The following is a 23,957-nucleotide window of genomic DNA, read 5'->3' as shown; positions in this document are numbered from 1 at the left end:
GTGTCTTAGATTCATCGGGGGAAAGGATGTTGTATCAAAAAAACTGGGCACGGGCCTGGTTAGGTTTGGGTCTGGTCTGGTTCCTGGCGGCAATTGCCCTGGCACCGAGCAACAAGGTTTACCAGCAGGGGCTGGTGTTGTTTTTGTGGCTGCCAACGCTGGTACTGGCGTGGTCTGCCCGTGAAGTGCTGGTGCAAGCCTGGAGGCGCCAGCCGGCGCTGTGGGTGAGTGTGCTGCTGCTGTTGGCGTGGTGCGGGCTGAGCCTGGCCTGGTCGCCCGCAGAAGACCCTGGGCGCGAGATCAAGCGCCTTGTCTACATTCTGGTATTCCTGCTGGCATTCCCACTGCTGGCGCAGCAAGGCGGGGCCCGCATTCGTCAGCTGTTGCTGCTTGGCAGCGGCCTGTTGGCCCTCGCCGCGCTGGTCTCGATCATCAATTTCTACGGTTTGCAGGGCAAATCGTTGCTGGCCCGTCTGGCAGGCATTGGCGAGATCTCGCACCCGATTCTGGGGGCCTATGTCATCGGCTCGGCGGTGCTCTTCTTGCTTTACGAGCCGCCGCGCCAGCGTGGCATGCAGCTGTTATGGCTGGCGGCGCTGGTCTGTCTGGGCGCGTTTGCCATGCTCAGCCAGAGCCGCGGGGCGATTCTGGCACTGGTGATCACCGTGGTGATCGCGCCGCTGTGGTTCCGCGATCGCCACAGCCAGGTGTTTTCCATCCTGGCGCTGGTTGCCACCGGCCTGGCGTTCTTCGTCGTATACGACCTGATCGCCAAGCGTGGTTCGTCCTATCGGCCGGAAATCTTCAATGCCGTCATCGATATGATTGCCGCACACCCCTGGACCGGCCTGGGGCTGGGGGCTGCCTACGACGTAAGTGCCGTGGGTAAACACTTTGACCACACCCACAACATGTTCACCCATGTTGCTGTGGAAATGGGGATCCCTGGCATGCTGCTCTGGGTCATCGTGTGGTTGTTCACCCTGGGCGAAATCGTCCGTGCGCGCGGCACGCTGTTTGGCAAGATCCTTCTGGGGTTCTGGGTGTACTCGACCCTGGCCATGCAGTTCGATGCCGCCAGCCTCACCGGCACGCCGCGCGCCGAGTGGTTCATCAGCTGGCTGCCTGTCGGCCTTGCCATGATCCTGCCATGGGGGCGTGCCGAAAATGGCGCCTGTGGTAAAATTTCCGGTTCAACCTGAACAGCGAGCTCGATAATGGCCGAAACACCGCGACCGGCGGAGCACACCTCCAGCCTGAAGATCTACTTCCGGCTGCTGAGCTATGTGAAACCCTATGTCGGCATTTTCCTGCTGAGCATTGTCGGTTTCGTGATCTTTGCCTCGACCCAGCCAATGCTGGCGGGCATCCTCAAATACTTCGTCGATGGGCTGAGCAACCCCGAAGCGGTGTTGTTCCCCAACGTGCCCTACCTGCGCGACCTGCAATTGCTGCAGGCGGTGCCGTTGCTGATCATCCTGATCGCCGCGTGGCAGGGCCTGGGGTCGTTCCTCGGCAACTACTTCCTGGCCAAGGTGTCCTTGTGCCTGGTGCATGACTTGCGGGTGGAGTTGTTCAACAAGCTGCTGGTGTTGCCCAACCGCTACTTCGACAGCCATAACTCCGGGCACCTGATTTCGCGCATTACCTTCAACGTGACCATGGTCACCGGCGCGGCGACCGACGCCATCAAGGTGGTGATCCGCGAAGGCCTGACCGTGGTGTTCCTGTTCGCCTACCTGCTGTGGATGAACTGGCACCTGACCTTGGTGATGGTCGCCATCCTGCCGGTAATTGCGGTGATGGTCAGCGTTGCCAGCAAGAAGTTCCGCAAACAGAGCAAGAAGATCCAGGTGGCCATGGGTGATGTCACCCACGTTGCCTCGGAAACCATCCAGGGTTACCGCGTGGTGCGCAGCTTTGGTGGCGAGGCCTATGAAGAACAGCGTTTCAGCAAGGCCAGCCAGAGCAACACCGACAAGCAATTGCGCATGACCAAGACCGGCTCGCTCTACACGCCGATGCTGCAGCTGGTGATCTACAGCGCCATGGCCGCGCTCATGTTCCTGGTACTGTTCCTGCGCGGTGAGTCCACGGCTGGCGACCTGGTTGCCTATATCACCGCCGCCGGCCTCCTGCCCAAGCCGATTCGCCAGCTTTCGGAAGTCAGCTCGACCATCCAGAAGGGCCTGGCCGGTGCAGAAAGCATCTTCGAGCAACTGGACGAAGAACCTGAGCTGGACACCGGTACTGTCGAGAAGGAGCGGGTGGAAGGGCGCCTGGAAGTGCGCAACCTGAGCTTCACCTACCCGGGTACCGAGCGCGAAGTGCTAAGCGACATCAGCTTTGTCGCCGAGCCAGGGCAAATGATCGCCCTGGTGGGCCGTTCCGGCAGCGGCAAGTCGACCCTGGCCGCGCTGATCCCGCGCTTCTATCACCACGACCAAGGGCAGATTCTGCTCGATGGCGTGGAAATCGAGAACTATCGTCTGCGCAACCTGCGCCGCCATGTTTCGCAGGTGACTCAGCACGTCACCCTGTTCAACGACACCGTGGCCAACAACATCGCATACGGCGACCTGGCTGGCGCCCCGCGCGCAGATATCGAAGCCGCTGCAGCCGACGCCTACGCCAAGGAGTTCGTCGACCGGTTGCCGAAGGGCTTCGATACCGAAGTGGGTGAGAACGGCGTGCTGCTTTCCGGTGGCCAACGCCAGCGCCTGGCGATTGCCCGGGCGCTGCTGAAAAACGCACCGCTGCTGATCCTCGACGAAGCCACTTCGGCACTGGATACCGAGTCCGAGCGGCACATCCAGGCCGCCCTGGACCATGTGATGCAAGGCCGCACCACGCTGGTGATCGCCCACCGCCTGTCGACCATCGAGAAGGCCGATCAGATCCTGGTCATGGACCAGGGGCGCCTGGTGGAGCGTGGCACCCATGCCGAGCTGCTTGCGGCTAATGGCCATTATGCCCGCCTGCATGCCATGGGCCTGGATGAGCCGGTCAAGGCCGATATCACCTGAGGCCTCCCTGATCGGGGCCTTAACGGCCCCGATTGTCACGGGAATTTTCCGGGGACGATCTGGCCATAAAGCCGTCGTCTACCCTGTGCTAATATCCTGCCCCTGTTCATTATTTCCATATGGGTTGCCCATGAAGTTGTCCATGCCGCGTTTCGATCAAGCCCCGGTACTGGTGGTCGGCGATGTCATGCTCGACCGCTACTGGCATGGCGGTACTTCGCGTATTTCGCCTGAAGCGCCAGTGCCGGTGGTGAAGGTCGATCAGATCGAAGATCGCCCAGGCGGTGCGGCCAACGTTGCCTTGAACATTGCTGCGCTGGGCGCGCCGGCTTCGCTGATCGGCGTCACCGGCCAAGATGAAGCTGCCGATAGCCTGGCCAACAGCCTGCAGGCTGCCGGTGTGCGTTCGGTGTTCCAGCGCATCGCGCACCAGCCGACCATCGTCAAGCTGCGGGTCATGAGCCGTCACCAGCAGTTGCTGCGTATCGATTTCGAAGAGCCGTTCGCCACCGACCCGCTGTCGCTGGGCGCGGAAGTCGACAGCTTGCTCGAAGGCGTCAAGGTGCTGGTTCTTTCCGACTACGGCAAGGGCGCACTGAAAAACCACCAGAGCCTGATCCAGGCGGCGCGAGCCAAGGGGATTCCGGTGCTGGCCGACCCCAAGGGCAAGGATTTTTCCATCTACCGCGGTGCCAGCCTGATTACCCCGAACCTCAGCGAGTTCGAGACCATCGTTGGCCGTTGTGCCGATGAGGCCGAGCTGGTTGCCAAAGGCGTGCAACTGCTGCAGGACCTGGACCTGGGCGCCTTGTTGGTCACCCGTGGTGAACACGGCATGACCCTGCTGCGCACGGGGCAGCCAGCGCTGCACCTGCCGGCGCGGGCGCGTGAAGTGTTCGATGTGACCGGTGCCGGTGATACTGTCATCTCCACCCTTGCGGCGGCTATTGCGGCTGGCGAGGACCTGCCCCACGCGGTGGCGCTGGCCAACCTGGCGGCAGGCATCGTGGTTGGCAAGCTGGGTACGGCGGCGATCAGCGCCCCCGAACTGCGCCGGGCCATCCAGCGTGAGGAAGGCTCCGAGCGCGGTGTGCTGGGCCTCGAGCAGCTGCTGCTGGCCATCGATGATGCGCGGGCGCACAAAGAAAAAATCGTCTTCACCAATGGCTGCTTCGACATTCTGCATGCCGGGCATGTCACCTACCTTGAGCAGGCGCGGGCCCAGGGCGATCGCCTGATCGTCGCGGTCAACGACGATGCCTCGGTCAGCCGCCTGAAAGGGCCTGGCCGGCCGATCAACAGCGTCGACCGGCGCATGGCCGTTCTGGCCGGTCTGGGGGCGGTGGACTGGGTGATCAGCTTCCCTGAGGGCACGCCGGAAAACCTGCTGAGCCAGGTCAAGCCGGATGTGCTGGTCAAGGGTGGGGACTATGGCATCGACCAGGTGGTGGGCGCCGATATCGTCAAGGCCTATGGCGGTACCGTGAAGGTGCTGGGGCTGGTCGAGAACAGCTCGACCACGGCGATTGTCGAGAAGATTCGCAAGAACTGAATGGGGCCTAGGGCCGCTTTGGCGGCCTCTGTGGGAGCGGGTTCACCCGCGAAGAATGCGACTCGGTGCATGGCACCGGCTACGCCGGTGTTCGCGGGTGAACCCGCTCCCACAGGAGCCGCGCAGGCTCCGGATTTTCATTTGTTCAGTGAGGTACGCGCCCGCTCCAGCAGCGCCCGCGCTTTGTCACCAAACCGCTGCAAGTGCGATGCCCGCAACGGCTTGGGCTCCACCAACCCCTGTTGCTTCACCCAGTCCTTCCAGCGCACTCGCTCGTCCTTCACCACCCAGCCTTCCTGCCGGGCAAAGCTCTCTGCCAGGTACAGCCCACGCGTACTCGCCGGCACCAGCTCATCCTTTTTCAGCGTATACAGCTCCGCCAGCGGTTGGCCGTCCTTCAACGGCATCAGGTACAGGTCTGGCCGTTTGCGGTTGAGTCGCGCCACCAGTTGGCCGCTCTCCAGTCGCTCATCGACATGGAACAGGCTCAGTTTCTTGGCTTCACGGGGCACCTGCAGGCGCATGTCGTAGATCAGTTGCAGCGAGGCGGTGGGCAAGTGCACATAGGCCCGTGGCCGCTCCAGCAGCATCAGGTTGCCGCAGTGCACGGGGCGGGCGGCGCCGGACTGCGGGGTCAGCAGGAAGTGCGGTGTTTCGCGATAGTGCAGGGCGGCGGCGTACGGCACGGGCAGCCAGGTATCGTTGAAGCGCCCGCCCAGCCAGCCTTCCGGGGTTTCCAGCAGGCATTCCTCAGCCACTTCCTGCACCGCCGTGTGCAACGGCAGGTTCAGCTCCTGTGCCGGTACATAGCCGGAAATCAGTTTCAGCACCACATCGCCCCGGTCTTGCCGGCGCTGGCGCACCAGCACCCAGTAATCACGGTTTTGCCAATGCAGGGTAAGGCGCACCGACACACCCAGGTTGGCCAGTTCGGCCACGAAGTGCTGCGTGTCGGGTAGCTGGATGGCCTTGCGCCGTTGCTGGGTCTGGGCAAAGTTGAGCGGCATGCCGATACTTTGATAAATCAGCCCTTCGGGCGTGGCCTCGACATGCAGCGGCAGTGTCTTGAAGTTGCTCGGGTTCTTACGGATCAGCGTTCGCGCCACGAGGCTCCTCCTTGCGTCGGGTCAGTCGCCAGGCCCTTGGGCCTGGGGTAACTCAATGCTGGCCCAGGATACGGGCGACGGTGGCCACATTGTGGGCCAGGTGCAGCGGGTTGATGGTGCCGACGATAGCACTGCTGACGCCCGGGTGGGCGAACAGCAGTTCGAAGCTGGCCTGCACCGGGTCAACCCCCGGGGCCAGGCAGACATGTCCACTGGCCAGGGCCTTCTTTACCAGGATGGCCTTGCCGTGTTCGGCAGCGTAGTCCAGCACCGGGCGTTCTGCCTGCTCGTTGAGGTTGTAGGTGACCATGGCGCAGTCGCCCTGTTCCAGTGCTTTCAGGCCGCCGGCCACGGTCTTGCCGGACAGGCCGAAGCCGAGGATCTTGCCCTCCTGCTTCAGCTGAGCCAGGGTCTGGTAGACCTCCTGCTGTTCGAGGATCGCCAGGTCATTGCCGTCGGAATGCACCAGCACCAGTTCGATGCGGTCGGTCTCCAGGCGACGCAGGCTGCGCTCCACCGAGCGACGGGTGTGGGCGGCACTGAAGTCGAAGTGCGACTGGCCGTTGTCGAATTCTTCACCGACCTTGCTCACGATCACCCACTCGTCGCGTTGACCGCGCAGTAGGGGGCCGAGGCGTTCTTCGCTGCGGCCATACGCCGGGGCGGTGTCGATCAGGTTGATGCCCAGCTCGCGGGCCTGGGCCAGCAGCAGGCGGGCTTCGTCGTCACCGGGGATGGTGAAGCCGGTGGGGTACTTCACGCCTTGATCGCGGCCCAGTTTGACCGTACCCAGGCCCAGCGGTGAAACCTTGAAACCGGTGCTGCCCAGCGGGCGGTGGAAGTCGTGCAGGGTGGGCAGTGTCATGGCAGCAGTTGCTCCCAGGCAGGAACACCCAGCGGTGGTCGTGGCAGGCCGGCCAGGTCGGCTTGCGCCTGTGGGCGGATGCCGTCGCGCGCCAGGTGGCTGATGACCCGGTCGCTGAAGTCTGGCGCCAGGGCCAGCTTGGTCGGCCAGCCCACCAACAGGCGTTGCTGGTCGGCGAGGAAGGCGTTGTCCGGGCGCACCAGGCCGGATTGCGCGGGTTCGGCGCGGTCGACGCGCAAGGTGGCCCAACGGACCTGGCTTTGGTCCACCCACGGCAACAGGTTGGCTATTTCCTTCTGCGCCGCCGCAATCTGTGCTGCCGGCTCACGTGCCACGCCATCGGCTTCGGCCAGATCACCGCCCAGGTACCAGACCCATTGGCCATCAGCAGCCGGGTGAGTCGTCACTGTTACCCGTGGCTTGGGGCCGCCGCCCAGGCAGTGTGCATACAGCGGCTTGAGGTCAGGGCCCTTGGCCATGACCATGTGCAGCGGGCGGGTTTGCATCGCCGGCTGCTTCAGGCCCAAGGCATGCAGCAGGTTCTCGGTGCCGGCACCGGCGCTGAGCACGATACGCTGGGCGCGGATGTCGCGGCCATCGACGCGCAGGCCGACCAGTTCGTCGCTTTCGCGCAGCGGCTCGATGCGTTCCCCGGCCAGCAGGCTGTTGCCCGCCAGGTCGGCCAGGTTGGCCAGCAGGCTTGGTACGTCGATGACCAGTTCGGCCAGGCGATAGACCTTGCCCTTGAAGGCGCGGTCTTGCAGGGCGGGCGGCAGTTGCTCGCCTTTTACCTGGTCGACCCGGCCGCGCACGGCCTTGCTCGCGAAGAAGCTGGTGAGGTTGCCGGCCAGGGTGCCTGGCGACCACAGGTAGTGGGCCTCGGACAGCAGACGGGTGTTGCTCAGGTTCAGCTCGCCGCTACCGCTCAAGGCTTCGCGCCAGCGGCGCGGCATGTCGGCGATGGCTTCCGAAGCACCGGTGAGGGCACCTTGCAGGGCGTACTTGGTACCGCCGTGAATGATGCCTTGAGACTTGATGGTCTGCTCGCCGCCAAGGCTGGCGCGTTCCACCAGCACTGTCGAATACCCCAGGCGGCGCAGGCGGGCATTGAGCCAGAGGCCTGCGACCCCGGCGCCGACGATCAGCACGTCAGTGGAAATGGCAGATGGCATGGCGGTACCTCGAAGACTGGGACAGCTGGCAAGTATACAGCGTCGGGCAGGTGTGGGTTTTGCGAAACAGGTGCATGCCTTGAGGTCTTCAGCGCCTTTGAAACCGAGCGCCGCCCGCGCGGCGCATCGCGAGCAAGCTCGCTCCTACATTTGTTTCGGGCCAGTTATTCCTGAGGCAGAGGCGCGCAGCCCCTTGGTGTTCACCTCGATATCGTGTTGGGCAAACAAGGCGGTCGCGCGCGCTGGAACAGGCGTTACTGGCCCGAGACAAATGTAGGAGCGAGCTTGCTCGCGATGCGCCGCGCGGGCGGCGCTCGATCTACGCAACACCACAAAAATCAAGGCAAGCGCCCAGCCGCCCTGACGCGACGCAATCATCAATGCCCGGCAGTCTTGGAGAACAGCTGAATCACCACCACGCCACCCACGATCATGGCCATACCCAGCATCGCCGGTACATCCAGCTTCTGCCCGTAGATCACCAGCGCGGCCACACTGATCAGCACGATCCCCAGCCCCGACCAGATGGCATAGGCAATGCCCACCGGAATGCTGCGCACCACCAGGGTCAGCATCCAGAACGCGATGCCATAGCCAACCACCATCAGCAGCAACGGCAATGGCGTGCTCAGGCCCTTCACTGCTTTCATCGAAGCGGTGGCAATGACTTCGGCGCAGATGGCGATGGCGAGGTAGGTGTAGGCATTCATGGCAGGATCCTCCGGTAACTGGTCGGGCATTCTAGACGCTACCTGGATGGGGTAAAGTCATTACCTATCAGTAAGGGAGATAGGTTGATGGCCGAGCAATGGAACCTTGAGCAACTGCGCACCTTCCTGCGCGTCGCTGAACTGCGCTCGTTTTCTGCCGTGGCCCGCGAGCAGCGCAAGGCGCAGTCGGCCATCAGCAGCGCGATTGCCCTGCTTGAAACCGACCTGGGGGTCACCCTGTTCGAGCGCAGCAGTGGCCGGCAGCCGAAGCTGACCGAAAACGGCAGTGCATTGCTGGAAGATGCCCGCGAACTGCTGCGCCAGTGCGAACGCCTGGATGGCCGCGCCCTTGCGTTGATGCGCGGGCAGGAGGCTTTGCTGCGGGTGGCGCAGGACGAAGCCATGCCTTATCAGCCGGTGATCGATAGCCTCGACGAACTGGCCAGCCGCTTTCCGTTTCTGGAGGTGCAACTGGCCAGTGGTGCGCAAGGTGATGTGGCGCGCAAGTTGGTGGAGCGCCGCGCCGACCTGGGCCTGTTCTTCCACCACGAAAGCATGCCGGCATCACTGGAGCGGCGCGCCCTGGGCAGTGTGGAGATGGTCACGGTGTGCGCCGTCGGCCATCCGCTTGCAGGTGAAGGCCGGGTCACCCGCCAGCAACTGGCCCGCCACCGGCAACTCCTCATCACGCCACAGCAAAGCGGTTACCCCGGTGGCGAAGCGGTCAGCCCGCAGGTGTGGCGTGCCGACAGTTTCTACGCCATGGCCGAACTGCTGATGCGCGGCCTGGGCTGGGCCTGGCTGCCGCGGCATGTGGTGCAGTACCCGACGTATCAGGCGCACATGGTCGAACTGGACAGCGAGTGGCGCCCGCCGGCCCTGGTGGCAGAACTGGCCTGGCGCCGTGATGAGCCACTGGGGCCTGCTGCGCAGTGGCTGGCCGAGCGCTTTGCAGAGCACTTGCGTGCGATCGGGTAGGCGTATCGGCTTTAAGATGCTGCAGTTGGAGGTCAGAGCGAATGTCTACGCGGAATGATTGATCTCTTTTTTGGATCGTAGCGATTTCGCATTTCGTGGTACCACTTAGTGATGAAATCTTTATTGTAAATAGCGCCTTTTCGGATCTCATCGCATGCGTCGTATAATATGTGGAGGGCCTCAGGTACTCTGAGGTTGCGCGTTGCAACTTGAAAGTCTAGTTCGAATCCCAGTGGGCTCAGTTTGTCTACGTCTTGTTGTCTCGTTTTTATTGTATTGATATCTCTATGGAGCAGGGGAAGTGAAATGTCCCTGTTGAGCTCTCTCGGCAGTGCGCCGATAAAATTTGCCCCGTCTGCGCCAGGAAGATGCGAAACTATTGCATCTATGTTGGACGGTTGCCTAAAGACTTTATCGCGGGCGGCTGCAAATCTTTCTTGTTCCTGCAGGGCGCGTGCTCTTTCGCGCTGTTGCTGTTTTCTTGTTAAATATAGGCGCATCTTTCTCGCCCTTCCTGTGGGGTCTATATAGTTGATTGGATCACCACTGCAGTAGCAATAACTGTTTATGCCCCCTTTTCCAAATGGACTCAATCGATCGGGTGATAAGAAACGCATAAGTGTGGGGGAGTAAGCGCGATAGCCGTTTCCCAGAAGATAGCATTGCAGTGACGGGTGCCAGGCTTCGCCTGCATATTTTAGTAGCGGCGAAATGTTGTTTGGGGGGCAGTAACCATACATTGTGTAGTTGTGCGGCGATGAAGTGTTTTTGAGGGTGGTAAGCTCTTTGGACGGTAGAGTGGTGATCATTTGTCATGCTCCATTGAGGGCTTGAGCATGTTTAGCCGAGATCACAGTCATGCGAAACTGTCAGAAATGCCAGGTGCGGTGAAGGTGCTGGCGGTGCAGATGAGTTAGGGGAAGGTCCGTCAAATTGACATTTAGCAAACGCCTCTTTCATTTCGATTCCTTGTACACTCTACACCGATGAACAGAACACTCTATACCTTGCTGTTTCACCTGGGCCTGCCGCTGGTTGCGCTGCGCCTGTACCTGCGCGCACGCAAGGCGCCGGCCTATGGCCAACGCATCGGCGAGCGCTTTGCCTTCAAGCTGCCGGCCATGCGCCAGGGTGGCATTTGGGTGCACGCAGTGTCGGTGGGCGAAAGCATCGCAGCAGCGCCGATGGTGCGTGCCTTGCTCAAGGCCTACCCGGGCCTGCCAATTACCCTTACCTGCATGACGCCGACCGGTTCAGAGCGCATTCGCGCCATGTTCGCCGACGAACCGCGCGTGCAGCATTGCTACCTGCCCTACGACCTGCCCTGGGCGGCCGGGCGTTTTCTCGACCATGTGCAGCCAACGCTGGGCATCATCATGGAAACCGAGTTGTGGCCCAATCACATTCACCAGTGTGCCAAACGCGGCATCCCGGTGGCGCTGGCCAATGCGCGGTTGTCCGAGCGCTCGGCCCGTGGCTATGGGCGCTTTGCCAAGCTGACACGGCCAATGCTGGCGGAGATGAGCCTGATTGCCGTGCAGACCGAAACCGAGGCCCAGCGTTTCCGTGATTTGGGCGCGCGCGCTGAGTGCGTGCAGGTCACCGGTTCGATCAAGTTCGACCTGAAGATTGATGAGCAACTGCTTCCGCGCGCCCAGGCACTGCGTGCGCAATGGGGGGCTGAGCAGCGCCCGGTGTGGATTGCGGCCAGTACCCATGAAGGCGAGGATGCGCTGATTTTGCAGGCGCACCGGCAGTTGTTACAGGTGCATGGCGATGCGTTGCTGATCCTGGTGCCGCGCCATCCCGAGCGATTCAATGCGGTACATGTGCTGTGCAGCGAGCAATTCGCTACCGTGCGGCGCTCTGCTGGCACGCCCGTCGATGCGCAAACCCAGGTATTGCTTGGCGATACGATGGGTGAGTTGTTGTTCCTGTATGCGCTGGCCGACATTGCCTTTGTCGGTGGCAGCCTGGTGGCGACGGGTGGGCATAACCCGCTGGAGCCGGCAGCGCTGGCGTTGCCGGTGCTGATGGGGCCGCATGTGTTCAACTTCCTTGAGATCAGCGCGATGCTGCGTGAGGCGGGGGCGTTGCAGCAGGTGGACGATGCCGATGGGTTGGCCGGGGCGGTGCGTAGGCTGGTCGAGCTGCCTCAGGATGCGCAGCGCATGGGTGAGGCGGGCAGGGCGGTGATGCGGGCCAATCAGGGAGCATTGCAGCGTTTGCTCGATGGGCTGGGTGCGCTTATCCGCTGATCTTCGCAGCGATGCGATCCCTGTAGGAGCGGCCTTGTGTCGCGAAAGGGGGGCGAAGCGCCCCCGGGATCTTCGCATAACTGCAAGATTGCCGGGGCCGCTGTGCGGCCCTTTCGCGACACAAGGCCGCTCCTACACTGTCCGCGTGCTCCCTGAGTTCAAGGACGACGCTCGAAGTTCTTGGCGGCGGCTGCCGCCAGGTCCGGTGGCAGGAAGTCCTTGTCCGGGTTGTAGTCCGGCTTCAGGTAGCGCTTGAGGTCCGCCAGGTCCTGTGGGCTCAAGGTGCCGGCCGCCTGCTTCAGGCTCAGGTTGTCGAGGATGTAGTCATAGCGGCTGTTGTTGTAATCCCTCACCGAGGTGTACAGCTGGCGCTGGGCATCGAGCACGTCGACGATGTTGCGGGTACCCACCTGGTAACCGATTTCAGTGGCTTCCAACGCACTCTGGTTGGAGATGATCGACTGCTTGCGCGCCTGCACCTGTTCTACGTCGGTGTTCACCGCGCGGTGCAGGTTGCGGGTGTTTTCCACCACCTGGCGGCGCAGGCTTTCGCGCTGCTGCTCGCTTTGGCTCAGGCGCTGGTAAGCCTCGCGTACTTGCGAGCTGGTCAGGCCGCCGCTGTAGATCGGGATGTTCAGTTGCAGGCCGACGCTGGTCTGCTCGACGTCGCCACCATAACGCACGTTCTGCTGCGGCGCCGGGTTGGTGAAACCGAGGCTGTCGTTGTCACCCTTCTGGTACTTGGCCACTGCATCCAGGGTTGGCGCATGGCCGGCCTTGCGCTGGCGCAGGGTTTCTTCAGCGGCGGACACCGCGTAGTTGGTGGCCAGCAGGTTGAGGTTCTGGCGCCCGGCAGTTTCGACCCAGGCCTTGGCGTCGTTGGGCGTTGGCACCTGCACCGGCAGGCTGTGCACCACACCTTGAATCGAGGTGTATTCACGGTTGGTCAGGGTGACCAGTGCTTCAAAGGCATCCTGTACCTGGCGCTCGGCAATGATCCGGTTGGCCCGGGCCGTGTCGTAGCTGGCCTGGGACTGCAGCACGTCGGTCTTGTCCGACAGGCCCACATCGAAACGCTCGTTGGACTGGTCGAGCTGGCGCTTGAACGCGGCCTCTTCGGCCTTGGTGGCGGCCAGGTTGTCCTGGGCACGCAGCACGGCGAAGTAGTTCTGCGCAGTTTGCAGGATCAGGTTCTGTTCAGTGGCCGACAGCTCCAGCGCCGCCTGTTCGTTGACAGCCTCGGCTGCCTGCAACTGGAACCAGCGGTCGGCGCGGAAGATGGGCTGGGCCAGCGTCGCGCTCCATGAGTTACCGCTGCGATTGGAGGTGATGGAAGGCTCGTCCAGCTTGGTGCGGGTGTTCATCATCTCGGCGCCAGCCGACAGGTTGGGCAGCAACCCGGCGCGGGCCTGTGGCACCACTTCGCGGCGGGCGCCGTAATCGGCGCGGGCGGCGGCCAGGTCGGCGTTGTTGTCCACCGCTTCCTGGTAGACGCTGACCAGGTCGGTCTTCACTGTCGGGGGCACGTCCGCTGCCCAGACCACTCCGTTGGACGCACAAGACACGGCTATCGCCAGTGAGAGTTTGCGCAGCATAGAGGCAATCCTTGTACGAAATTTAATTACTGAACTGTTGAGTATCGGATGACGGGCCAGTGTAGTGCCATGCGCCCCCGGCAACAATCGCCTGGTGTGCCTTTCATCAACCGCGCATTTACCCGCTTGGCTTTGCCGACCACTCCAGTCTAGACTGCGCATGTTCTTGTCGGGGTGCCTTGAAGCAAAGGCTGAGATCGCAGAGGTGCGGATCCCGTTGAACCTGATCAGGTTAGCGCCTGCGTAGGGAACAAGATTGCTCGCCTTCCCGGGGAGCCTCTTGTGCCAGGTCCGGGAATGTCGCAGCTGCATGCAGCTTCAGGCACCCCCATATCCGGCACTGCACCCATCATGGGTGCGTCCGCGCCATTCAGGTTCACCCCGACATTCCACTGCTAGGAAGCCGTCTGGAGAGCCTGTGATGACCAAACAAGAAAAAGCGATCAACCTCAGCGAATCGGCACAAGTCGATCAGCAGTCCGTGCAACCGTTCCCGCGTTCGCGCAAGGTGTATGTCGAAGGCTCGCGCCCGGACATCCGCGTGCCCATGCGTGAAATCAGCCTGGACGACACCCCGACCGATTTCGGTGGCGAAACCAATGCCCCGGTGCTGGTCTACGACACCTCTGGCCCGTACACCGACCCCAACGTGATCATCGACGTGCGCAAGGGCCTGGCCGATGTGCGTTCGGCGTGGATCGACGCCCGTGGTGACACCGAGCGCCTGGACGGCCTGAGCTCCGATTTCGGCCAGCAGCGCCTGAACGATGCCGAACTGGCCAAGCTGCGCTTTGCCCACGTGCGCAACCCGCGCCGCGCCAAGGCCGGCGCCAACGTCTCGCAGATGCACTATGCCCGCCAGGGCATCATCACCGCCGAGATGGAATACGTGGCCATCCGCGAAAACATGAAGCTGCAAGAGGCCCGCGCCGCCGGCCTGCTGAAAGAGCAGCACGCCGGCCACAGCTTCGGCGCCAACATCCCGAAAGAAATCACCCCCGAATTCGTCCGCCAGGAAATCGCCCGTGGCCGCGCGATCATCCCGGCCAACATCAACCACCCGGAAGTGGAGCCGATGATCATCGGCCGCAACTTCCTGGTGAAGATCAACGGCAACATCGGCAACAGCGCCCTGGGTTCCTCGATCGAGGAAGAAGTGGCCAAGCTGACCTGGGGCATCCGCTGGGGTTCGGACACGGTCATGGACCTGTCCACCGGCAAGCACATCCACGAAACCCGCGAGTGGATCATCCGCAACTCGCCGGTGCCGATCGGTACCGTGCCAATCTACCAGGCGCTGGAAAAGGTCAACGGCGTGGCCGAAGACCTGACCTGGGAGCTGTTCCGCGACACCCTGATCGAGCAGGCCGAACAGGGCGTGGACTACTTCACCATCCACGCCGGCGTGCTGCTGCGCTATGTGCCGCTGACCGCCAAACGTGTTACCGGCATCGTCAGCCGTGGTGGCTCGATCATGGCCAAGTGGTGCCTGGCGCACCACAAGGAAAACTTCCTGTACACGCACTTCGACGAGATCTGCGAAATCATGAAGGCCTACGACGTCAGCTTCTCGCTGGGTGACGGCCTGCGCCCTGGCTCGATTGCCGACGCCAACGACGCCGCGCAGTTCGGTGAGCTGGAAACCCTCGGCGAGCTGACCAAGATCGCCTGGAAGCACGATGTGCAGTGCATGATCGAAGGCCCAGGCCACGTACCGATGCAGTTGATCAAGGAGAACATGGACAAGCAGCTGGAGTGCTGCGACGAGGCGCCGTTCTACACCCTCGGCCCGCTGACCACCGACATTGCACCGGGTTACGACCACATCACCTCGGGCATTGGTGCGGCGATGATCGGCTGGTTCGGTTGCGCCATGCTCTGCTACGTCACGCCCAAGGAGCACCTGGGCCTGCCGAACAAGGACGACGTGAAAACCGGCATCATCACCTACAAGATCGCCGCGCACGCCGCCGACCTTGCCAAGGGCCACCCGGGCGCGCAGATTCGTGACAACGCCTTGTCCAAGGCGCGCTTCGAGTTCCGTTGGGAAGACCAGTTCAACCTGGGCCTGGACCCGGATACTGCCCGTGCCTTCCACGACGAGACCCTGCCGAAGGAATCGGCCAAGGTCGCGCACTTCTGCTCGATGTGCGGGCCGAAGTTCTGCTCGATGAAGATCACCCAGGAAGTGCGTGAATACGCCGCCAGGATCGAGACCGTGGACGTGTCGGTCGAAGAAGGCATGCGCGAGCAGGCCGAGCGGTTCCGCCAGGAAGGCAGCCAGCTGTACCACAAAGTCTAAGTCGCAGCGCTGCCCCCTGTAGGAGCGGCCTTGTGTCGCGATGGGCCGCAAAGCGGCCCCAGGTTTTCAGCTTCGCAGTTGAGTTTGCCGGGGCCGCTATGCGGCCCTTTCGCGACACAAGGCCGCTCCTACACCGACCGCGTCCAATCCAATACCTTGCCGAGTGCCAACAAGCATGACCACCCCCAGCCAGTTCTCCCCCGACCACCCGGTCCCCACCCACCAGCGCATCTTCGGTGCCCGCGACCTGTTCTCGCTGTGGTTCTCCCTCGGCATCGGCCTGATGGTGCTGCAGGTCGGCGCCATGCTGGCACCCGGTCTGGGCCTGGCGGGCGCAGTGCTGGCCATCGCACTGGGCACCGGTGTGGGCGTGCTGTTGCTGGGGGCTGCCGGTGTGATCGGCAGCGACACCGGCCTGTCGGCCATGGGAACCCTGAAACTCAGCCTGGGCAGCCACGGCGCGCGCCTGCCGGCGCTGCTCAACCTGCTGCAACTGGTCGGCTGGGGCGCGTTCGAGATCATTGTCATGCGCGATGCCGCCAGCCTGCTGGGTGCGCGCGCCTTCGGCGAAGACAGTGCCTGGAACAGCCCGATGCTGTGGACCCTGTGCTTCGGTGCCCTGGCCACCTTGCTGGCAGTGAGCGGGCCACTGGCCTTCGTGCGCAAGGTGCTGCGCGCCTGGGGTATCTGGTTGCTGCTGGGTGCTTGCGTCTGGCTGACCTGGAACCTGTTCGCCAAAGCTGACCTGGCTGATCTGTGGAACCGCGCCGGGGACGGCTCGATGTCGCTGGCGGTAGGCTTCGACATCGTCATTGCCATGCCGCTGTCGTGGTTGCCGCTGATTGCCGACTACTCGCGCTTCGCCCGCAACGGCAAGCATGTATTTGGCGGCACGGTAGTGGGCTACTTCATCGGCAACACCTGGCTGATGAGCCTGGGCGTGGCTTACACCCTGGCCTTCGCTGCCAATGGCGAGGTCAATGCCCTGCTGCTGGCCCTGGCGGCTGCCGGCATGGGTATTCCGCTGTTGCTGATTTTGCTGGACGAGTCGGAAAAGGCCTTTGCCGACATTCATTCGGCGGCCGTGTCCACGGGTGTGCTGGTGCCGGTGAAGGTCGAGCACCTGGCCTTGGCCATTGGCGTGCTGTGCACCCTGATCGCTTTGCTGGCGCCGCTGGCCCAGTACGAAAACTTCCTGCTACTGATCGGCTCGGTGTTCGCGCCGCTGTTCGGCGTGGTGCTGATGGACCACTACGTGATTCGCCGTCGTCGCCTGCCTGCGCATGTGGGTGGCTTGCACTGGCAGGCACTGGTGGCCTGGTTTGCGGGGGTGGCGGCCTATCACCTGATTGCCGCCAACGCTCCGGAGCTGGGGGCTACCCTGCCAGCACTGCTGCTGGCAGGTGTACTGCATGGTCTACTGAGCTTCAGCCGCGGCCGGGAAACAGTTCAGGCTTGAGCACGCCATTCAGGCGTGGGTAGGGGATCTTCAGCTCCACGTGGCCCATGGAATAGGGCGCGATGGCGTAGACCTCATACTTGACCACGACTGCGCCGTAAGTCAGGGCGATGTGCGGCGATTTCTTGAACGGCCAGGTTTTGACGAACTCGGCGTCCTTGTCCATGCCCACGCTCATCAGCCAGGCCCGGTGCGACTCCTCGACGGTTTTCCAGAAGGTGTCTTCCTGGCCGGGCACCAGCATGTCCTGCAGGGTCAGCACCTTGTCCAGCTTGCGCGAATAGTTGATGAAGCCACGCCCCGGCATGCCGTGGGCACCACCGCTGTCCAGGTAGCTGGACAATTCGATGATCACCAGCCCGTCATGCTGTTCGCGTACCTTGGCTTGCAGGTAGCTGCTGTTACGTTTGTCGGCACTGGCCAGGTATTGCTGCTCGTAGGCCTGCAGGGTGCTCGGCGCGGTGCCATGCTGATTGTCTTCGGTCAGTTGCAGCAGGCGTTTTTCGACGATGGCGTCCAGCTTTGGCAAGGCCGGGAAGTGGACCATGTCGATATTCACCAGCGGGCAGTCGCTTTCGCTGCAGCCGGGTTTCACGTGCTCCCAGGCGTCGCGCTTGACCTCGAGCGGGGCCCGGTAGTTGGGCGTGAACAGGCTCTGGCAGGCGCCCAGAGCGAGTGCCAGCACGGCCACGGAAGTCAGTTTGACAAGTGTCATGATGATCCTTGCAGAACAGGGAAAAGTCGGCCTTTGACCGTCTGCGCGGCCTTCAGTTCGCCACTAAGCTAACAGAGTGAAGACGTGCTGTCCCGAGTGCGCCAGCGGTTGGCGGAAAGGGATGAAACCGGCAGGCGTGCAGAGTAGGATGGCGCGATGCAGTAACCAGGCGGTTGATGTAGCAACGAGGATTTCCATGTCAGACACATTGAATTCGATGCCCAAGGCGGTCGAGATCGTCAAGCGGGCCAACTGTTTCCAGGGCTTCTACAAGCTCGACAAGGTGCACCTGCGCCACGAGCTGTTTGCCGGAGGCATGGGCCGCGAGATCAGCCGCGAACTGTTCGTGCGCCATGATGCAGTGTGTGTACTGCCTTACGACCCGTTGCGTGATGAAGTGGTGCTGATCGAGCAGTTTCGCGTTGGCGCCATGGGCAAGATCGATAACCCCTGGCTGATCGAGATGGTCGCCGGGCTGATCGACAAGGACGAACAACCCGAAGAAGTCGCTCACCGCGAAGCCGAAGAAGAAGCTGGCCTGACGTTCAGTGCACTGTGGCCGATGACCCGCTACTTCCCGTCGCCCGGCGGCAGTGACGAATACGTTCATCTGTTCCTTGGCCGGTGCAGCAGCGAGGGGGCTGGCGGCCTTCATGGCCTGGAAGAAGAGGGCGAAGACATTCGCGTGCGCGTGTGGTCGTTCGAGGACGCCTTGCAGGCCGTGCGCGACGGGCGTATCTGCAACGCGGCGACCATCATCGGCCTGCAATGGCTGGCGCTGAACCGCGACGAAGTACGAGGTATGTGGAAGTGAACCTGCTGCGCGAGCGCTATCGAGTCGATCTGGTCGGGCTGCAGGCAGCCTGCGAGGCCAACTACGCCCGGCTGATGCGCCTGTTGCCCGACATGCGCACCACCCAGAGCTCGCGCCGTATCGGCATGACCCAGGGTGACCAGATGCTCGGTGTGCTGGTGCTCGACGTGGTGCTGGCCTGCCCGTACACCACCACCCTGCATGTCCGCCAGGAGCACAGCCTGCCGTGGCTGCCTGTGCCGCACCTGGAAGTGCAGGTGTACCACGACGCGCGCATGGCCGAAGTGGTCAGCGCCGAACACACGCGGCGCCTGCGCAGCATTTATCCGTACCCTAACGAGGCCATGCATCAGCCGGACGAAAAGGCCCAGCTCAACCTGTTCCTCGGTGAATGGCTGAGCCATTGCCTGGCTTGCGGTCACGAACTGGCAAGTGTTCGCTGACATGCGGCCAGACCTGACGCGCCCTGTGCATGTGGTGCAACTGACCGACGCTCACCTTTTTGCCGATCCGGCCGGCAGCATGTTGGGCCTTGAAACCCGTGACAGCCTGCGCCATGTGGTGGCCCAGGTGCAGCGTGAGCAACCGCTTGTCGACTTGCTGCTGTGCACGGGTGATCTGTCCCAGGATGCCAGTGTTGCCTCTTATGAAGCGTTTCGTGAGCTGACCGCGCCGTTTGCCGTGCCCACCCGCTGGTTGCCGGGCAACCATGACGAAGCCCGGGTCATGGCCGAAGTGGCCCCGGAGCTGGTGCAGGCGGTAACCGATATCGGCGCCTGGCGTATTGTCATGCTCAACACGGCGGTGCATGGCGCGACACATGGCCTGCTGGAAGATGACCAGCTGGGCGTGCTGGAAGCCGCGCTGAAAGGGGCGGGCGAGCGCCATTGCCTGGTGTGTTTCCACCATCAGCCGGTAGACATCGGCTGCGCCTGGATCGCACCGATCGGCTTGCGCAATGCCCAGGCCCTGTTCGATATCGTCGAGGCTTATCCACAGGTGCGGGCGTTGCTGTGGGGGCATGTGCATCAGGAATGGGATGAAGTCCGCGATGGCCGGCGCCTGCTGGCTACGCCGTCGACCTGCATTCAGTTCGCAGCGCGCAGTGAGGATTTCCAAGTGAGCGAGGAACACCCAGGTTACCGCTGGTTGCGGCTGCATGCCGATGGGCGGCTGGAGACCGGGGTAGAGCGGGCGCTGGATTTCGATGTAAAGCTCGACTTCGATAGCCCAGGGTATTGAAGAATTTGTTGCTAAAACCCCGGAGCGGCGTCAAAACCCGGCGAACGCGCTACACTGCGCGTCCCTGCGCCCGCATCATCAGGCGCAACGCCACAGATTCCGGGGGCAGCATGTCGGGTTCCATCCTCTATATCCATGGCTTCAACAGCTCGCCGCTTTCCACCAAGGCGCGCCAGCTCGAAGCCGTGATGCAGCAACTGGGGCTGTCGGCCCAGCTACGCGTGCCTGCCTTGCACCACCACCCGCGCCAGGCCATCGCCCAGCTTGAAGCGGCTATCGCAGAACTCGGTGCGCCATTACTGGTGGGCAGCTCGCTCGGCGGCTACTATGCCACCCATCTGGCCGAGCGCTATGGCCTGAAAGCGCTGCTGGTCAACCCGGCGGTAACCCCGCACAAGCATTTCGACGGTTACCTGGGCACCCAGCGCAATCATTACAGTGGTGAGACCTGGGAGCTGACCCACGATCACGTGAAGGCCCTGGCCGAGCTGGAAGTACCGGCCCCGGTCGATGCCAGCCGCTATCAAGTGTGGCTGCAGACCGCCGATGAAACCTTGGACTATCGCCACGCCGAGCACTATTACCGTGCATGTGCCCTGCGCATCCAGGCCGGCGGCGACCACAGCTTCCAGGGCTTTGCCCAGCACCTGCCGGCACTGCTGGCCTTCGCCGGCATTGCCCGCGGGCAGTATGCGGCGCTCGACTTTTCTGTATTTTGATTTTTTGCATTCACCAGACTGACGAAGAGACCCTATGGCCAATCCCAGCGCTAGCGCCTATAACGCAGACGCCATCGAAGTCCTCTCGGGCCTTGACCCGGTCCGCAAGCGGCCGGGCATGTACACCGATACCAGCCGCCCCAACCACCTGGCCCAGGAAGTCATCGACAACAGCGTCGACGAAGCCCTGGCTGGCCACGCCCGTTCGGTGCAGGTCATCCTGCATGCCGACCACTCGCTGGAAGTCAGCGACGATGGCCGCGGCATGCCCGTGGACATCCACCCGGAAGAGGGTGTGTCCGGGGTCGAGCTGATCCTCACCAAGCTGCACGCTGGCGGCAAGTTCTCCAACAAGAACTACCAGTTCTCCGGTGGTTTGCACGGTGTGGGTATTTCGGTGGTCAACGCCCTGTCGACCCAGGTGCGTGTGCGCGTCAAGCGCGACGGCAACGAATACCAGATGACCTTTGCCGATGGCTTCAAGGCCAGCGAGCTGGAAGTGGTCGGTTCGGTCGGCAAGCGCAACACCGGCACCAGCGTTTACTTCAGCCCCGACCCGAAGTACTTCGACTCGCCCAAGTTCTCCATCAGCCGCCTCAAGCATGTGCTCAAGGCCAAGGCCGTGCTGTGCCCGGGCCTGCTGGTCAGCTTCGAGGACAAGGCCACCGGCGAAAAGGTCGAGTGGCACTATGAAGACGGCCTGCGTTCCTACCTGGTCGATGCTGTCAGCGAGTTCCAGCGCCTGCCAGACGAGCCGTTCTGCGGCAGCCTGGCGGGCAACAAGGAAGCCGCAGACTGGGCGTTGCTGTGGTTGCCAGAAGGTGGCGACAGCGTCCAGGAAAGCTACGTCAACCTGATCCCAACCGCTCAGGGCGGCACTCATGTCAACGGCCTGCGTCAAGGCTTGCTGGATGCCATGCGCGAGTTCTGCGAGTTCCGCAGTCTGCTGCCGCGTGGCGTGAAGCTGGCGCCAGAGGATGTGTGGGAGCGCATCTCTTTCGTTCTGTCGATGAAAATGCAGGAGCCGCAGTTCTCCGGGCAGACCAAAGAGCGCCTGTCGTCGCGCGAGGCGGCTGCCTTCGTCTCTGGCGTGGTCAAGGACGCCTTCAGCCTCTGGCTCAATGCCCACCCTGAGCTCGGCATGCAACTGGCAGAGCTGGCCATCAGCAACGCCGGGCGCCGCCTCAAGGCGAGCAAGAAGGTCGAGCGCAAGCGCATCACTCAGGGCCCGGCATTGCCCGGCAAGCTGGCCGATTGTGCCGGCCAGGACCCGATGCGTGCGGAGCTGTTCCTGGTCGAGGGTGACTCGGCCGGTGGCTCGGCCAAGCAGGCGCGGGACAAGGAATTCCAGGCGATCCTGCCGCTGCGCGGCAAGATCCTCAACACCTGGGAAGTGGACGGTGGCGAAGTCCTGGCCAGCCAGGAAGTGCACAACATTGCCGTGGCCATTGGCGTTGACCCTGGTGCCACGGACCTTGCGCAGCTGCGCTACGGCAAAATCTGCATCCTCGCCGACGCCGACTCTGACGGCCTGCACATTGCCACGTTGCTGTGCGCGCTGTTCGTCCAGCACTTCCGGGCGCTGGTCGAGGCCGGGCACGTGTATGTGGCCATGCCGCCGCTGTACCGCATCGACCTGGGCAAGGAAATCTACTACGCCCTCGACGAAGCCGAGCGTGACGGCATCCTCGACCGCCTGGTGGCCGAGAAGAAGCGCGGCAAGCCGCAGGTCACCCGCTTCAAGGGCCTGGGCGAGATGAACCCGCCACAGCTGCGCGAAACCACCATGGACCCGAACACCCGGCGCCTGGTGCAGTTGACCCTGGATGACGTGCAGGCCACCTGCGAGCTGATGGACAAGCTGCTGGCCAAGAAGCGCGCCGGCGACCGCAAGAGCTGGCTGGAAACCAAAGGCAACCTGGCTGAGGTCATGGTTTGATTCGGCAGTTTCTTGCCGTTTGCCTTGCGCTGGTTGCCCTGCCGAGCCTGGCGGGCAACTGGCCCGAGCTGAAGCTCAGTGCCGAACACCCGATCGATGGCATGCGCGGTGGCAACCTTTCGGGCCTGGTGGAGTGCCGGGGCGGGCTGTGGGGCGTGTCCGATCGCGACGACGACCGTATCTACCGCTTTGACCAGCAAAACCCGACCTGGCGCGCACAACCGCTGACCTTTACCCCGCCATCGCCACCGGAAAGCGGCCTGCCGTGGGGCCTGAAGTCGCGCAACTGGGCGGCGTCGTACATTCGCGGAGGCGAGCTGGACTTCGAGGGCATCACCTGTGATCAGGCGGGTAACCTCTACCTGGCCAGTGAAGCCCATGCCGCCGTGTTGCAGTTACCCGTGGACGGCGAGCCGGACTGGTTGAAGATCGACCCGGCCATGGTCCGCCAGGCCCGCGCCAGCGGCATGCTGCTGAACTTCAATGCCTTGTTCGAAGGCCTGGCGATCAACCCGGCGGGCGACCGTCTGTGGCTGGCCGCCGAGCGCGAGCGGCGTGGCCTGGTAGCCATCGAACGCCAGCAATCGGTGTGGACTTGCGGGCGCAGTTGTGTGCTGTTGAGCGAGGCCGGGGTCGAGATGCAGCCGGCGCAAATGCCCGATGCCCGAGCGCTTTCGCGCGATTTCTCCGACCTGGCCTGGTTCGAGGGCAAGCTGTTCACGCTCGAACGCAACGCCTACCGGGTGTGCCGGCGTGATGTCGACAGCGGCAAGGTCGAGCGCTGCTGGTCGTTTGCAGCAGATGCCCTGGTGGAATCGCGCCGCTACGCGCAACCGTTCGGCCTGGCCGAAGCGCTGGTCATCGATGCCAAGGGCGCCTGGATTGGCCTGGACAACAACAACGGCGCCCGTGCCGATGGCGAAACCCGCCCGATCGTCTGGCGTTTCGAAGCGCCGGAAGGCGGCTGGAGCGCCAAGCCATGAGCCAGACGCCGGGCAAGCGCGCGGGCAGGGTGCTGATGGTCGTCGCCTGGGCGGCGGCACTGTTTCTTGCTACGCGCTTTTTCGGCCAGTGGGAAGACAGCCAGCGTAACCCCAACACCCAGGTGCAGTCCGAGCATGGCGAAGGCTTTATCGAGGTGCGGCTGCTGAGCAATGGCCAGGGCCATTTCGTGGTGGATGGTGCCATCAATGGCCAGGTGGTGCATTTCATGCTCGACACCGGCGCTACCGACGTGGCCATCCCCGAGGCATTGGCCCGGGACCTGAACCTGGAGCGGGGCAGCGCGGTGCTGCTGAGCACCGCCAACGGCCGCACCGAAGGCTATCGCACGCGTCTGGCCAACCTGCAGCTGGGTGATATCCGCCTGCAGGATGTGCGCGCCACCGTGGTGCCTGGGCTGGAAGGGCAAACCGTATTGCTGGGCATGAGTGCCCTGAAACAACTTGAATTTACCCAGCGCGGCGGCACCATGCTGCTGCGCCAGAACCTGAAATGACGAGGCC

21 protein-coding genes and 1 riboswitch are annotated in these 23,957 nt (G+C 63.0%); of the genes, 14 read left to right on the top strand and 7 right to left on the bottom strand.

Features of this window, described 5'->3' with window-relative positions; all coding sequences use genetic code 11:
* Positions 1 to 26: 26 nt before the first annotated feature.
* The 3 genes from QQ992_RS25610 to hldE all read left to right on the top strand — a co-directional run bounded on the left by QQ992_RS25610 (position 27) and on the right by hldE (position 4,578).
* On the top strand, positions 27 to 1,202 hold the full coding sequence (locus QQ992_RS25610) for an O-antigen ligase family protein (protein WP_286111525.1): 1,176 nt from the start codon (positions 27 to 29) through the stop codon (positions 1,200 to 1,202).
* A gap of 15 nt (positions 1,203 to 1,217) precedes the next feature.
* Positions 1,218 to 3,026: a lipid A export permease/ATP-binding protein MsbA gene (gene msbA / locus QQ992_RS25605; protein ID WP_286111524.1), complete on the top strand. Its 1,809-nt coding sequence runs from the start codon at positions 1,218 to 1,220 to the stop codon at positions 3,024 to 3,026.
* A gap of 130 nt (positions 3,027 to 3,156) precedes the next feature.
* Positions 3,157 to 4,578 (top strand): bifunctional D-glycero-beta-D-manno-heptose-7-phosphate kinase/D-glycero-beta-D-manno-heptose 1-phosphate adenylyltransferase HldE, encoded by a 1,422-nt coding sequence (gene hldE, locus QQ992_RS25600; RefSeq protein WP_019097686.1) that lies wholly within the window; start codon positions 3,157 to 3,159, stop codon positions 4,576 to 4,578.
* A gap of 137 nt (positions 4,579 to 4,715) precedes the next feature.
* Here hldE and QQ992_RS25595 read toward each other — a convergent pair whose 3' ends face one another.
* The 4 genes from QQ992_RS25595 to QQ992_RS25580 form a co-directional block, all read right to left on the bottom strand.
* Positions 4,716 to 5,684: a hypothetical protein gene (locus QQ992_RS25595; RefSeq protein ID WP_019097687.1), complete on the bottom strand. Its 969-nt coding sequence runs from the start codon at positions 5,682 to 5,684 to the stop codon at positions 4,716 to 4,718.
* A gap of 52 nt (positions 5,685 to 5,736) precedes the next feature.
* Entirely contained in the window at positions 5,737 to 6,549 is an 813-nt protein-coding gene (locus QQ992_RS25590) for an aldo/keto reductase (RefSeq protein WP_286111523.1), read from the bottom strand.
* The gene (locus QQ992_RS25585) at positions 6,546 to 7,721 is read right to left on the bottom strand and encodes an NAD(P)/FAD-dependent oxidoreductase (RefSeq protein WP_286111522.1); all 1,176 of its coding nucleotides are present in this window, start codon (positions 7,719 to 7,721) and stop codon (positions 6,546 to 6,548) included. The genes QQ992_RS25590 and QQ992_RS25585 overlap by 4 nt, the downstream gene beginning before the upstream one ends.
* Positions 7,722 to 8,098: 377 nt before the next feature.
* On the bottom strand, positions 8,099 to 8,431 hold the full coding sequence (locus QQ992_RS25580) for a DMT family transporter (protein ID WP_008095055.1): 333 nt from the start codon (positions 8,429 to 8,431) through the stop codon (positions 8,099 to 8,101).
* A gap of 87 nt (positions 8,432 to 8,518) precedes the next feature.
* On the opposite strand from QQ992_RS25580, the gene QQ992_RS25575 reads away from it, so the two are divergent.
* Positions 8,519 to 9,409 (top strand): LysR family transcriptional regulator, encoded by an 891-nt coding sequence (locus tag QQ992_RS25575; protein WP_286111521.1) that lies wholly within the window; start codon positions 8,519 to 8,521, stop codon positions 9,407 to 9,409.
* Between the two features lie 32 nt (positions 9,410 to 9,441).
* On the opposite strand, the gene QQ992_RS28195 is transcribed toward QQ992_RS25575, so the two are convergent.
* Entirely contained in the window at positions 9,442 to 10,218 is a 777-nt protein-coding gene (locus tag QQ992_RS28195) for an RHS repeat-associated core domain-containing protein (protein ID WP_433963100.1), read from the bottom strand.
* A 177-nt stretch (positions 10,219 to 10,395) separates the two neighbouring features.
* On the opposite strand from QQ992_RS28195, the gene waaA reads away from it, so the two are divergent.
* A complete protein-coding gene (gene waaA / locus QQ992_RS25565) occupies positions 10,396 to 11,667 on the top strand; it encodes a lipid IV(A) 3-deoxy-D-manno-octulosonic acid transferase (protein WP_286111520.1) in 1,272 nt (423 codons plus the stop codon).
* Positions 11,668 to 11,825: 158 nt separating this feature from the next.
* Here waaA and QQ992_RS25560 read toward each other — a convergent pair whose 3' ends face one another.
* On the bottom strand, positions 11,826 to 13,262 hold the full coding sequence (locus tag QQ992_RS25560; protein ID WP_105946330.1) for a TolC family outer membrane protein: 1,437 nt from the start codon (positions 13,260 to 13,262) through the stop codon (positions 11,826 to 11,828).
* A 160-nt stretch (positions 13,263 to 13,422) separates the two neighbouring features.
* Positions 13,423 to 13,529: riboswitch (TPP riboswitch) on the top strand.
* Positions 13,530 to 13,683: 154 nt separating this feature from the next.
* Between QQ992_RS25560 and thiC the strand changes: the two genes are divergently transcribed.
* Both thiC and cytX read left to right on the top strand, forming a co-directional pair.
* The gene (thiC, locus tag QQ992_RS25555; RefSeq protein WP_016712346.1) at positions 13,684 to 15,564 is read left to right on the top strand and encodes a phosphomethylpyrimidine synthase ThiC; all 1,881 of its coding nucleotides are present in this window, start codon (positions 13,684 to 13,686) and stop codon (positions 15,562 to 15,564) included.
* Positions 15,565 to 15,739: 175 nt separating this feature from the next.
* Positions 15,740 to 17,023, top strand: coding sequence for a putative hydroxymethylpyrimidine transporter CytX (gene cytX / locus QQ992_RS25550; RefSeq protein ID WP_286111517.1), 1,284 nt, complete (start codon positions 15,740 to 15,742; stop codon positions 17,021 to 17,023).
* Here cytX and QQ992_RS25545 read toward each other — a convergent pair.
* Positions 16,992 to 17,738, bottom strand: a complete 747-nt coding sequence (locus QQ992_RS25545) for an RsiV family protein (protein ID WP_016712344.1) — start codon at positions 17,736 to 17,738, stop codon at positions 16,992 to 16,994. The genes cytX and QQ992_RS25545 overlap by 32 nt on opposite strands.
* Positions 17,739 to 17,934: 196 nt before the next feature.
* On the opposite strand from QQ992_RS25545, the gene QQ992_RS25540 reads away from it, so the two are divergent.
* From QQ992_RS25540 to QQ992_RS25510, 7 genes are all read left to right on the top strand, one after another.
* Positions 17,935 to 18,552, top strand: a complete 618-nt coding sequence (locus tag QQ992_RS25540; protein ID WP_286111514.1) for an NUDIX domain-containing protein — start codon at positions 17,935 to 17,937, stop codon at positions 18,550 to 18,552.
* Entirely contained in the window at positions 18,543 to 18,995 is a 453-nt protein-coding gene (locus tag QQ992_RS25535) for a DUF1249 domain-containing protein (RefSeq protein ID WP_016501905.1), read from the top strand. Before QQ992_RS25540 ends, QQ992_RS25535 begins: the two co-directional genes overlap by 10 nt.
* A gap of 1 nt (position 18,996) precedes the next feature.
* Positions 18,997 to 19,794 carry a 3',5'-cyclic-AMP phosphodiesterase gene (cpdA, locus tag QQ992_RS25530; protein WP_286114000.1) on the top strand — a complete coding sequence of 266 codons (798 nt, stop codon included), beginning with the start codon at positions 18,997 to 18,999 and terminating at the stop codon, positions 19,792 to 19,794.
* A 110-nt stretch (positions 19,795 to 19,904) separates the two neighbouring features.
* Positions 19,905 to 20,513, top strand: a complete 609-nt coding sequence (locus tag QQ992_RS25525; RefSeq protein WP_016712341.1) for a YqiA/YcfP family alpha/beta fold hydrolase — start codon at positions 19,905 to 19,907, stop codon at positions 20,511 to 20,513.
* A 34-nt stretch (positions 20,514 to 20,547) separates the two neighbouring features.
* Positions 20,548 to 22,452, top strand: coding sequence for a DNA topoisomerase IV subunit B (gene parE, locus QQ992_RS25520; RefSeq protein ID WP_286111512.1), 1,905 nt, complete (start codon positions 20,548 to 20,550; stop codon positions 22,450 to 22,452).
* Positions 22,449 to 23,435 (top strand): esterase-like activity of phytase family protein, encoded by a 987-nt coding sequence (locus tag QQ992_RS25515; protein WP_105946327.1) that lies wholly within the window; start codon positions 22,449 to 22,451, stop codon positions 23,433 to 23,435. Before parE ends, QQ992_RS25515 begins: the two co-directional genes overlap by 4 nt.
* Positions 23,432 to 23,950 (top strand): retropepsin-like aspartic protease family protein, encoded by a 519-nt coding sequence (locus QQ992_RS25510; protein ID WP_198750357.1) that lies wholly within the window; start codon positions 23,432 to 23,434, stop codon positions 23,948 to 23,950. Before QQ992_RS25515 ends, QQ992_RS25510 begins: the two co-directional genes overlap by 4 nt.
* The last annotated feature ends 7 nt before the right edge of the window (positions 23,951 to 23,957 follow it).

Origin of the sequence: Pseudomonas kurunegalensis, assembly GCF_030291635.1 — a bacterium.
Lineage (GTDB): Bacteria > Pseudomonadota > Gammaproteobacteria > Pseudomonadales > Pseudomonadaceae > Aquipseudomonas > Aquipseudomonas monteilii.
The sequence above is the reverse complement of the archived record's forward strand: the minus strand, read 5'-3'. Positions and strand labels throughout refer to the sequence as shown.